The following is a 10,830-nucleotide window of genomic DNA, read 5'->3' as shown; positions in this document are numbered from 1 at the left end:
CATGGGCACCGTGAAGACCGGCAAGGGCGGCACCTTCTCCAAGAAGTTCACAGCCCTGCGGGACGGCACCTGGACCACGACCTGGACGGCGACGAGCCAGTACTTCGACACCTCATCCTCAGGCGACTACGTCGACGTCCGCTGACCTCCCCGCAGGCCGATGTCCACACCGCCTTCCGCACGCCACCGGCACCGGCGGCGCGGCGGCGGACGGATCGCCGTCTGTCCTGAGCGGCAATCGCTCGCCCAGTCGACGCACTCACGAGACCTGGCCCCCCAGCACACCCGCCGGAGACCGGTTGGCGGGCGTGACGCCGATGTCGCGGCGTCGTTGAACAGCGTGACTCCATGAAGTCGGGCCCCGGAGATGTCATGGCTGATTCTCCGGGGCCCGTGGTGTGTCCGACTCGGGGTCAGCTCTCTCCGGCCGCCGTGGAGGTGACCCACGCGGCGGCTTCGGCATCGGTCAGGAGCAGCACCCGCGTCTGGTGGGGGGGCCACCCCTGCACGACGTGGACGCGGCCCGGGTGCGCGCTGCCCTTCGGGGCAGGGCCGGCCTACGGGCCGTGACGGGCGTGGGCCCCGTGAGCGTCAGCGGGCCGTGCCGAAGTCCTGCGTCCAGTAGTTGCCTGGCTGCGCCACCCCCACACCGATCTCCTTGAAGCCGCAGTCCAGGATGTTGCGCTTGTGGCCGGCGCTGGCCATCCAGCCCGCCATGACCTGCTCGGGCGTGGAGTACCCGTACGCGACGTTCTCGCCGTAGGTGCTCCAGAGGTAGCCCGCGCGCGTGATCCGCTGTCCCGGGTCGGACCCGTCGGAACCGGTGTGCGACATGGTGTTGTGGCTCGCCATGTCCGCGCTGTGAGCCTGGGCGGCCTGCGAGAGCTTCGCGTTCAGGGCGACCGGGGAGCAACCGACCTTGGCGCGCTCGCTGTTGACCAGGGCGACCACGCGGGCGACGGCGGGGGTCGCCGTGCCTGCGGCGGGAGCCGTGATGGTGGGCGGCTTCGGTGCGGCGGTCGTCGAGGGGGGCACGGCGGTCGGCTTCGGCGCGACGGTGGTCCTCGTCGGGGCGGGCGGGGTGGTCGCCTTCGAGACGGGCGCTTTGGGCTTCTCCGGGGCGGGCGCCTCAGTCCTGGGAGAGGTCGTCGGCGAGGCCGAGGGCGAAGCCGTCGCCGTGGGCTTCGCGGTCCGCACGTCCCGCCCCCGGTGCCTGTCCCAGGACGTCTTCCTCCCGTCCGTCCGGTGTCCGTCCCAGGACGTCTTCTTCCCGTCCGTCCGGTGTCCGTCCCAGGACGTCTTCTTCCCGTCCGTCCAGGGACCGCTGGACGTGGCGGTGATGGCCTCGGCTCCTTCGTCGCCCATGCACGCCATGGCAGCCGACGGCACCGCCACCGCGCCCATCGCCAGGACGGCGACGACTATGGGCCGGCGGCGCGTCTTCCTGCCGTGCTTCGGGTGGTTCCTCATGCGGACCTCGTTCGGTCGACTCTCCTTGCGCCTCCGGCGGGCTCGGTTTCGCACAGACACTGCGCTTGACCTGCGGGGACGCCTTGCGGGGCCGTCATTGTTAAAAGCCGCGGGAGGGCACGACAACGGGGGCTTCAACTATCTCGCCTAGTAGGCGAGGGCACCCTTGAATCCGGCCCGGGATTGTGCCGGGCCGCCGCGCCGGACGCCGCCGGCGCCTGACACTCCGTCAGAAGGACGGCAGAGGCGGTCCGGCGGCTCGAGGCCGGTGACCCGGGCCGGTGACCCCGGCCGAGATGCCGCGTATGCCTGCTTCCATATGCCAGATCCGCCTATATCAGCCACACGCCACGTACTATCGCGGCACGTTGATGAGGACCGGGCACGTGAGGGATGTCACCGACTTTCCCCCGCAACCCTTTCAGTGCCCGGCGTGCGGGGGCAGTCAGGCGGCAATGACCGTGCGCAGGAGCGCGTCGAGGTCGCCGGCGTAGATGCCGTGACGTCGTCGACCACACCTACCGCCAGGCCATCACCGCCGCCGCCAGCGGCTGCCAGGCGGCCCTGGACGCCGAACGCCACCTCGCGGCGCTGGGCGACGAACACGCCCTCGCCTCGGTCCCCGCGTAAAGGCAAGAGGACAACACCGGGACATCTGATGGAAGGCGTCCACTGCGACGTGGATGCTGCCAGACCGATGCTGAGCGCCCCCGTGCCCGAGCCCGATCTACGGCCGGGCTGCGCTGTGGAGCCCAAGTGGGACGGGTTCCGGACGCTGGTCTCCGTCGCGCAGGGTGACCGCACAGGCCGGACGCCGCCCGCCCTCGAGGGTGTGCCGGCGGCTGGGCAGCAGCACGGCCTGCCCGCCGGCGGGCTCGTCACCGAACTGCGGGCGCACCTCGGTCAGCCACCACGCCAGCAGCCGGTCCACCCCGTCGATGGCCGGCACCAGGTCGGCGGCGTACGCCAGGGGGCGGTCGACGTCGCCGAGCTCCCGGTGGATCCCGATCCCCCGATGCCCGGAGTATGTCTCTTTTCAGCCATTCCCCTATAACACCCCTGCACGGAAAGGTACTTCCGTACGGGAGCACGCGCCTGACATCTTGCATCCACCACTCGTTTCGTACGGCCCCGCCGGTGCCCTCAGCACGGCCGGGCCGTCTCCGGAGGACGCATTGATACCCCACATATCCAGCCGGACTAGACGCACGCTGGTCCTGGCGGCCACGCTCGGCGCCGCCGCCCTCGCGTTCGGCGCCCCGGGCGCCCTCGCGGGCACGCTCCCCATCGACCCCTCCTCCGTGCCAGCCGCCAAGGCCCACGCTCCGGCCGCCGTGCCGGCTTCCCAGAGTGCGACCTGGGTGGCCGGCACGCGTGCCTACCTCGTGATCACCGCCCCCGGTGACAGTTCGGCGGTCCGCTCCGCGATCGCGGCCAACGGCGGCACCGTCTTCTCGAACTTCGACGCCATCGGCGTGATCGTCGCCCACTCGGCGTCCAGCGAATTCGCCGCCACCATGCGCGGCATCGCCGGCGTGCAGCAGGTCGGCGCCACGCGCACCTCGGACGTCCCGGCCGACGCCTACAACCCGGCGCTCCCGGCCAATCCGGCCCAGGCCTCGACCCCGGCCGGAGAACCGGTCCGGGCCGACATGAGCCAGATCAAGGCCGACCAGGCCTGGGCCGTGAACCCGGGCTCCGCCTCCGTCACAGTCGGCATCCTGGACACCGGTGTGGACGACCAGCACCAGGACCTGGCGCCCAACTTCAACGCGGCCGACTCGGTCTCCTGCGCCTATGGCAAGCCCGACACCCGTGTCGGCGCCTGGCGGGACGTCGACACGCACGGCACCCACGTAGCGGGCACCATCGCCGCGGCCAAGAACGGCAAGGGCGTCGTCGGCGTGGCCCCCGGGGTGAAGATCTCCGCGGTCCGGGTTGCTGAGCCGGGCAACTCCTTCTTCTTCGCCGAGAACACCATCTGCGGCTTCGTCTGGGCCGGTGACCACGGCTTCAAGGTCACCAATAACAGCTACTACACGGACCCGTGGCAGTTCAACTGCCCGGACAACATCGACCAGGCCGCCATCATCGAGGGCGTCAAGCGCGCCCAGGAGTACGCCGAGGGCAAGGGCTCCCTCCAGATCGCCGCCGCGGGCAACGAGAACTACGACCTCGCCCACAAGACGACCGACTCCGCGAGCCCGAACGACTCGACGCCGGTCACCCGCACGATCACCAACGCCTGCCTCGACATCCCGACCGAGCTGCCGGGCGTGGTCACGGTCGCGGCCAACGGCACGGGTGTCACCAAGGCCTCGTTCTCCAACTACGGGCAGGGCGTCATCGACGTCGCGGCGCCGGGCAGCAACGTGTACTCCACCGTCCCCGGCGGCGGCTACGGCAGCAAGAGCGGCACCTCGATGGCCACCCCGCACGTGGTCGGCGTGGCGGCACTCATCGCCAGCGCCAACCCGGGCATCACCCCGGCGCAGATCCGCGCCAAGCTGGCCGCCCAGGCCAACGACATCGCCTGCCCCTCGGACAGCCGCTGCACGGGCACGACGGCCAACAATTCGTTCTTCGGCGAAGGACAAGTCGACGCCCTCAAGGCCGTCGGGACCACCCCGCCGCCCGGTAAGTACTTCGAGAACCTCGCGGACTTCGCCATCAACGACAACGCGACCGTGGAGAGCCCAATCGCCATAACCGGCGTGACCGGCAACGCCCCGGCCACCCTCAAGGTGGGTGTGGACATCAAGCACACCTACATCGGTGACCTGAAGGTCGACCTGGTGGCGCCGGACGGCACCGTCTACACGCTGCACAACCACGCCGGCGGCAGCGCCGACAACATCGCCCAGACCTACACCGTAAACGCCTCATCGGAGGTCGCGAACGGCACCTGGAAGCTGCGCGTCAACGACAACGCCGCCTCCGACACAGGCAAGATCGACGCCTGGAACCTGACCTTCTAGCGCAGGGCCCGGCAACACCCGCGTACAACACGCACTGTGCCAACGACAGCTCCTTGCCCGCGGCCACGGACAAGGCGGGCTGCGGTCTGTTCGGCCAGGGCTGCGAACTGCTGGGTGGCAGAGGGCATATGGGCCTCGGCAGCGGTGAACGCCGCGGTCGGGGCCCATATGCCGGAGACGTCCAGGAAGGCCGCGAACGGCCTGGGGCCGGCGTCCAGCTCACCGTGCGCCTCCCTGAGGAGCTGCAGGGCCGTGTCCGCGCTGCCCGTACGGGCAGCGGGGGGCGTTGTCACGTTGTTGGGTGCGTGACTGTCTGATGGTGCGTCGGGGCGTGGTGGGCCTGCGGTCCGGGCCTGTGTTCAGGCCGTGGTGGGCCGGCTGTCAGCGCCGGTGATCTGGTCCCAGATGGCGAAGCGGATGGTCATCTGGGCTCTGTGGTCGGAGGCTGTCATCAGGTGGCGGTGGGGCGGGAAGTGGGGTGAGATGCCGCTGAACGCGGACAGGAACCGCTGGGCTCCACCGGTACTGCGGAAGCCCTTCATCGCACGTTCACGCTGCCGCGTGGGCTGGTGGCTGTTCTCGGCCCGGTTGTTCAGTCCCTTGTGGGAGCGGTGCTCGACGGAGGGCATGACCTCATGGTGGGCCGCGCCGTAGGAGCGGAGCTTGTCCGTGACGACCACCCTCGGCACCGACCGGGTCTTCTTCATCAGCCTGCGGAAGAAGCGTCGGGCGGCGGCCTTGTCCCGCCGGTTCTGGACGAGGATGTCGAGTACGTTGCCATCCTGGTCGACGGCCCGCCACAGGTACTTCAGCTCGCCGTTGATCCTGATGAACACCTCGTCCAGGTGCCACTTGTCCCCGGGCCGGGGCCAGCGGCAGCGCAGTCCGTTCGCGTAGGCCTGGCCGAACTTGGCGCACCAGCGGCGGATGGTCTCGTAGGAGACGATGACGCCGCGCTCGAGCATCAGCTCCTCGACCTCGCGGAAGCTGAGCGGGAAGCGGAAGTACAGCCACACAGTGGGAGATCACCTCGACCGGGTGCCTGTGCCCCCTGTACGACGGCGACGTACTCTCCACGGACGACCCCTCCCAGCATGATCAACCAGAAGATCATCCCACCCGGTCAGTCAACGTGACAGCGCCTCGCCAGCCACCGCCACCCCGCCCGCCACAGCGACTCGAACCGCCCGGCCGCCGGCCGCGGGACCGTTGTCTTGCGCGCCGTGCACTCCAGCGTCTCGGCGGCCGCGGCCGCCCGCGCCCACCTTCCTGCCGCCCGAGTGGCTCGCCCGGGTCAACCTCCACCCGGAGGGCGTGCCCGTGGTCTGCGGCCCCGGCGCTGGCCACCCGGTCCCGCCGGACCTGGACGACACCGAGTACGTCGCCGAACTGCTCGGCACCCTCGATCTCGTTGCAGCCCGCGTGCCCTTCACGGTGTCCGGCGCAGCGCCCTGGCTCCTCGTGGAGGACGACGCGTCGAGCGCGGTGGACGCCTGATGGCACAGATCCGCGTCATGAGTGACGACGACAAAGTGACCGAGCTCCTGGACGTGCTGATGCCGCTGCTCCGGGCGCACCCCGCGTTCGTGGCGGATCATCAGCCGCAAGGGCCTGCCGACCAGCCGCGAACAGCTGGTCACGTTCCTGACCGCCTGCGGCAGAAGCAAGCAGCAGCCGCGTGCAGCGGGCCCGGCGCGTCCACGCTCCCCTGGCCCGCCAGCTCCTCCTGCGCGGCAGCCTTCCTCGAGGCCCGCCCGTCCCCTGCTGACAACCAAGCCTGTTCCTCTGAACGGCGCAATCGCATGTGGTGCCCAACCGCCTCATGGCGCGGATCCCCTACGGGCCGAGCCATGAGATGTGGCATCACCAGTCCTGCCACCAGACGCACGAGGGTCGCTGCCCCCCAGAAGTCAAGAACTCTTTCAAGGCCTGGCGCACGAGAACAATAGGAACTTCCGAGCACTCGGGGAAGTCCTTCCCTTCCCCATCTAGACCGTAGGTAACAACCCCACGCCCTTTCCCGCTATTGAGCGAAACGAAGTTTCCCATTTCGTCAATGAAGGCGAGAATTCCCACCTGGAGGTCCTTGTCCACGCCGACCCGGAACTCATGATCCGGATCACCATACTCAAGAAGTGGCCGATCCAAGGAGTACAGGATGGCCGTATTCTCGAGCTCCGAACTGGCGAGAAGCGTGTCGATGAGGCCGTCAATATCGTCGACGCCCAGCACGGGGTGCTTGTCCGCATGCCCTCGTCGATAAAAGACCTCAGCCTTCCCCTGCACTATTTTTCCTTCCAATTTCTCGCTCTCCGGGCCCAACCCTCCCAGGCGAGTATGAGAGTGATGGGCTGTCAGCGCCTGCATGAGGAACGGTACGTCCGTCCGCCTCGGAGGGTGGCTCGACAACACCCGGCGGCGGGCCGACAAGCTCGCCCTGGCTTCGTCGATGTCTAGAGATCTTCAATGGCTGAGGTTACGGCGGTCGGAAGTCGAGGCCGGTCTTGGCGATGAGGCCGTCGATGAGGCTGGGCCGGTACTGCATTCGTTTGAGCCGGGTCTTCACCAGCGCGGTGAGCTGGTCCAGGCTGTGTTTGGTGAGGTTGGCCAGGGACCGTTTCAGGTGTGACCACACGCCCTCGACCGGATTGAACTCGGGTGCATAGGGCGGCAGTTGGTAGACGGTCAGCCATAATCGAGTGTCGATCAGCTGCCGCATGGTGCGGCTGACGTGCGTGTCAAGTTGTCCCAGACCAGCACGATCGGGCCGCCGAGCTGTTGATGTGCGGTGTCGAGCAGGCGGGCGTAGTCGGTCTCGGTGAAGCCCTTGCGCCGGCCTTTGGCGGGGCCGCGGTCGAGGTGGATGCGGTAGATCAGCCGGGACCGGTAGCCGGACCTGGTGCAGATCAGGGCCGCCATCGAGACCCGTTTGGTGCCCGCGGCGGTGACCCGCACGACGGGTGTGTGACCTCGTCGGCCCCAGGTTCGACCCTTGGGCGGCCTCAACCCCTGGCCGGCTTCGTCCTCGAAGCAGAGCCAGGCGCCCAGGTCCGCCGCCGTCTTTTTATGACGGGCCACTGCTCGTCCTTCCAGGCGACGATCTTCTCCTCGTCGCGCTCGGTGGCTTTGCGGGACGGGACCTGCACGCTCCAGCCGATGCGGTGCAGCAGCAGGTCCATCCCGGCCAGGGTGTACTCCACGCCGAACCGACGTCGTACGACCTCCGTGATCCTCGCCAGGGTCCAGCACTGGTCACTCCAGCCGGCAGCGGCTGGGCCCGCATCCAACACCGCCTCCAGCACGCGCAGTTGACTCGCATCGAGCTTGCAGCGGGCACCGCCGGGACCCTTGGAGACCAGAGCCAGCCACCCGCAGCCAGTGCCCGCCGCCAGCGGTTCGCCGACATTCGGGTCACCCCGAATTGCCGGGCCACCTCCCGGTCACTGGCCCCGGCCTCGATCAGATCAGCGGCCGCCAGCCGGACCCGCTCACGCCGAACCCGTTCCTCAACGGTCAGCCCTCCGCCATCGGGATACCTCATCCTTCCGGCATAGCGCGGCCCACACCAACCGTCACGACCCCACGTGTCGGCGTACACCTTTGGTTACTCCACGCAGTACAAGTACGTGCTCAGGGTCGAATGGGTTGGCCGGGAGGCCGGGCGGGGTCGTAGTGCGTGCGGGCGAAGGTGTCGTTTGCACGGTGGACGGTGTCGGGTTGCGGCGGTGCCGGCCAGACACTCAGAAAGTGCTCTTCCACAGGAATGTCGCCTTCGTGTGCATCGCCTTCATCGCGTCCGCGTGCCTGGACGCGGACCCGGTACCAGCCCGCGCCGGCCGTGGCGAAGTTCCCGGCATCGTCCTCGACATCCCCGCCCCACCGGAATAGTCGCAGGATGCCACTCGTGCTGCAGATGCTCACGTCCACTACGCTCTCCCACTCCTGGCCCGGCAGGAGTGGTTCATCCGCGCAGTGCTGCGTGGTCAGGCGTATCCAGCCGGTGTGCGTGCCCGCGAGCACCGTGAGGTGTTCCGGGCCCCCTGCTGCCAGGCTGTTTCCCGCATAGATCCGCCCGACCGTGTCGGTGTCGTCGTACGCGCTGAGAAAGTCGTCGCCCTGCAGGTAGTACTGCCCATAAGAGACGAACATGCGATCTGAAGTCCACGTTGTGTAGCGCATCCAACGGATCATGCCCTGCCCCACTGACAGCGCTGAAGCAGCCCCGCACCCGGCCATACGCCGACACCACGTAACCCACACCCTTAAAGATCTCTAGTGGTTCTGGCTCAACTTCCGTGATTGGTGACAATCCGTCATGGCTACCGGACGAGCAGGGAGCGTGGTGCTTGCCTGTGGTGGGTGCCATGATCGGCTGTGGCTGGCTGAAAAGTGCAGAGATGGGGAGGGCGAGTGGAGAGGTTCACCGTCGAGCCGCTTCGGGTGGTCGACTTCGTGGAGCACGTGCGGCGCCGCCCAGCGAGGTATTTCCTCGTCGATCAGGGCAGCCCCGAGTTTCCCACCGAGGTCCTGCGGGCGGTGGCCTGGGACGCGCTGCACCGTCGCAACGGCAGGCATGGACAGATCAGTGTCGAGATCGGATCTGATCTCAGCTTCACAGTGGAGAGCGATCAGCGCCCCAGCGCCGATGAACGGGAGAGGCCTCTTCCGGGATTCTTCGGTTCCCTGCTCGACATGTTCGACATGCAGCGCTGGGCTCCCTCCGCAGCTGCCGCACTCAGCGTCCGCACGGTCATCGAGGTGTGGCTGGATGGCCACGGCTATCGCCAGGAGCTAGTCGGAATGGAACCGACCGGCCTCAGGGAAGAGTTCATAGCGCCAAAACCGGTCGGGACCCGGACCACGTTCCACCTCGATCCTTCATTCTGCGGTCGGGGCGAGGCCATCGCCTGGGCGCTGGGGCCCGAAGAACTGCACGGAGAAGCGTGCAAGGAACGTCCTTCACCCACTACGTTCCCGATCTACGATCTACGATCGGAGACTGAGGAGTCACTCAGCGAGTAGGACTCGTTTTTCGCAGAAGGTCGAAGCCGGCGCGGCCGAACATCTGGCGCTTGAGCATCTTGATGCGGTTGACGTGTCCTTCAACCACGCCTGAGTTCCAGGGCATGGTCAGACCGGTGATGACCGCGTCGCGGTCGCGGTCGATGCCTGCGGCAAGGGTGTGAAGGCTGGGCAGGTCGTCCTGGCGGACGGCGTCGAGCCACTCAGGGAGTCGTTCGCCCCGGCGCTCGGTGAGCATCCGGGCGAAGGACCGGACGTGCCCGGTGAGGGCGTCAAGTTCGGGGCAGTTGGCCAGCACGGCCTTGAGCCGGAACTGCTCGATCTCCGTAAGTGTTTCCGGGCGGCTGAGAATCCATCTGGCCACCTGGCGGGGTGCCGGGGGTTGTGCGGTGACCGGTCGGGGTGACGTGCGCTTCTTCCTGATGTAGGCGCTGACGATGCCGTAGCTGCCCTTGTAACCGAGCGGGACGATTTCCTCCCAGAGTTTCCAGGCGTTGGTGCAGCCCTCGTTCCAGCGTTCATGGATGGTGCGGGCTCGTCGTATCCCTCCTGGACTGGTTCGGGGCCAGGAGGCGCAAGCACTGGCGGTGGCGGGCAACAGCTCGCTCGGCGGCCTCGCTGAGGTTGTGCCACAGATGCCACCGGTCAGCGACCTGAATCGCTTGGGGTGCCCCTGCCGAAGCGCCTTCGGCGAAGAACGGAGCACGGTCCCGGCAGATCACCTCGATGCCCGGTCGCCTCGACAGCCACTTGGCCAGGCTGGACGCCTCCCGATCAGGCAGCAGGTCCACCGGCCGTCGGGTCTCGCAGTCGACCAGCACGGTGCCGTAGACGCGGCCCTTGCGTGTGGCGTACTCGTCGACGCCGACCACCCGCGGGGCCGGCACGTCCGGCTCGGGCAGCATGTCGACCAGCCGCAGCACCGTACTGCGGCTGACAGATACCCCGAAGACGCTCGCCATCCGGGCGCCGGCCCGGCCTGCGAGGGCGAGGCCAACCATGGCCAGGGTCGATCGCAGACGTTCGGTCCACCTGCTGTACCTCCTGGTCAGCCCCGGCATCTGCTCGACGAATGTCCGCCGTCCGCATACAGCGTCCAGACAGAAGAACCTGCGGACTCGCAGGCATAGAACCACCCGTCGTCCCGCGCTGGGTACATCGGCGGGAAACCGCAGGTAGGAGCTGTGTATTCGGCTTGAAGAGCACCCGCAACTCGGACACACCGCCTCGGCCGTCGTACTGCGGGCGTCGACACGTACCGCCTCGTCGTTCACGTCCACTGATAGCACCGTCACGTCCGCGACCGACGGGAACAACAGCCCCTCCAGCCGGAGCAATGTCTCTTCCACGACCCCGAACT

Annotated in this window: 9 protein-coding genes and 3 pseudogenes; 4 read left to right on the top strand and 8 right to left on the bottom strand. The window is 68.0% G+C overall.

The window, feature by feature from the left end; translation table 11 throughout:
• Positions 1-591 precede the first annotated feature (591 nt).
• Positions 592-1,470, bottom strand: a complete 879-nt coding sequence (locus N4G66_RS41310; RefSeq protein ID WP_261709456.1) for a CAP domain-containing protein — start codon at positions 1,468-1,470, stop codon at positions 592-594.
• Between the two features lie 501 nt (positions 1,471-1,971).
• On the opposite strand from N4G66_RS41310, the pseudogene N4G66_RS41305 reads away from it, so the two are divergent.
• Positions 1,972-2,100: pseudogene (locus N4G66_RS41305) on the top strand (thioredoxin-disulfide reductase); the annotation flags it as partial.
• Positions 2,101-2,197: 97 nt separating this feature from the next.
• Here N4G66_RS41305 and N4G66_RS41300 read toward each other — a convergent pair.
• Positions 2,198-2,419, bottom strand: a complete 222-nt coding sequence (locus N4G66_RS41300; protein WP_261709455.1) for a hypothetical protein — start codon at positions 2,417-2,419, stop codon at positions 2,198-2,200.
• Positions 2,420-2,645: 226 nt separating this feature from the next.
• Between N4G66_RS41300 and N4G66_RS41295 the strand changes: the two genes are divergently transcribed.
• Positions 2,646-4,448: a S8 family peptidase gene (locus N4G66_RS41295; protein ID WP_261709454.1), complete on the top strand. Its 1,803-nt coding sequence runs from the start codon at positions 2,646-2,648 to the stop codon at positions 4,446-4,448.
• 359 nt (positions 4,449-4,807) lie between these two features.
• Here the strand turns inward: N4G66_RS41295 and N4G66_RS41290 are convergent.
• A pseudogene (locus N4G66_RS41290) lies at positions 4,808-5,477 on the bottom strand (IS6 family transposase).
• A gap of 285 nt (positions 5,478-5,762) precedes the next feature.
• Here N4G66_RS41290 and N4G66_RS41285 point away from each other — a divergent pair.
• Positions 5,763-5,945, top strand: a complete 183-nt coding sequence (locus tag N4G66_RS41285; RefSeq protein WP_261709453.1) for a hypothetical protein — start codon at positions 5,763-5,765, stop codon at positions 5,943-5,945.
• A gap of 366 nt (positions 5,946-6,311) precedes the next feature.
• On the opposite strand, the gene N4G66_RS41280 is transcribed toward N4G66_RS41285, so the two are convergent.
• From N4G66_RS41280 to N4G66_RS41260, 3 genes and pseudogenes are all read right to left on the bottom strand, one after another.
• Positions 6,312-6,815, bottom strand: a complete 504-nt coding sequence (locus tag N4G66_RS41280; protein ID WP_261709452.1) for an Imm1 family immunity protein — start codon at positions 6,813-6,815, stop codon at positions 6,312-6,314.
• A 109-nt stretch (positions 6,816-6,924) separates the two neighbouring features.
• Positions 6,925-7,989, bottom strand: a pseudogene (locus N4G66_RS46315) (IS630 family transposase).
• Between the two features lie 89 nt (positions 7,990-8,078).
• Positions 8,079-8,627 (bottom strand): hypothetical protein, encoded by a 549-nt coding sequence (locus tag N4G66_RS41260; RefSeq protein ID WP_261709450.1) that lies wholly within the window; start codon positions 8,625-8,627, stop codon positions 8,079-8,081.
• A 231-nt stretch (positions 8,628-8,858) separates the two neighbouring features.
• Here N4G66_RS41260 and N4G66_RS41255 point away from each other — a divergent pair, with 231 nt between their 5' ends.
• Positions 8,859-9,470, top strand: coding sequence for a hypothetical protein (locus N4G66_RS41255; RefSeq protein ID WP_261709449.1), 612 nt, complete (start codon positions 8,859-8,861; stop codon positions 9,468-9,470).
• On the opposite strand, the gene N4G66_RS46310 is transcribed toward N4G66_RS41255, so the two are convergent.
• Together N4G66_RS46310 and N4G66_RS41245 are read right to left on the bottom strand one after the other, a co-directional pair.
• Positions 9,460-9,834 (bottom strand): ISL3 family transposase, encoded by a 375-nt coding sequence (locus tag N4G66_RS46310; protein WP_449343327.1) that lies wholly within the window; start codon positions 9,832-9,834, stop codon positions 9,460-9,462. The two genes, N4G66_RS41255 and N4G66_RS46310, sit on opposite strands and share 11 nt — an antisense overlap.
• Before the next feature lie 154 nt (positions 9,835-9,988).
• The gene (locus N4G66_RS41245; protein ID WP_261709457.1) at positions 9,989-10,693 is read right to left on the bottom strand and encodes an ISL3 family transposase; all 705 of its coding nucleotides are present in this window, start codon (positions 10,691-10,693) and stop codon (positions 9,989-9,991) included.
• Between the last annotated feature and the right edge of the window lie 137 nt (positions 10,694-10,830).

It is taken from the genome of Streptomyces rhizosphaerihabitans, assembly GCF_025399795.1.
In the GTDB taxonomy this organism is placed as follows: Bacteria; Actinomycetota; Actinomycetes; order Streptomycetales; family Streptomycetaceae; genus Streptomyces; species Streptomyces rhizosphaerihabitans.
The sequence above is the reverse complement of the archived record's forward strand: the minus strand, read 5'-3'. Positions and strand labels throughout refer to the sequence as shown.

What these genes read in the sequence shown, in the direction of transcription:
- N4G66_RS41310 (WP_261709456.1), bottom strand. Translation starts at nt 1,470, where the DNA reads ATGAGGAACCACCCGAAGCACGGCAGGAAGACGCGCCGCCGGCCCATA.
- N4G66_RS41280 (WP_261709452.1), bottom strand. Translation starts at nt 6,815, where the DNA reads ATGCAGGCGCTGACAGCCCATCACTCTCATACTCGCCTGGGAGGGTTG.
- N4G66_RS41260 (WP_261709450.1), bottom strand. Translation starts at nt 8,627, where the DNA reads ATGCGCTACACAACGTGGACTTCAGATCGCATGTTCGTCTCTTATGGG.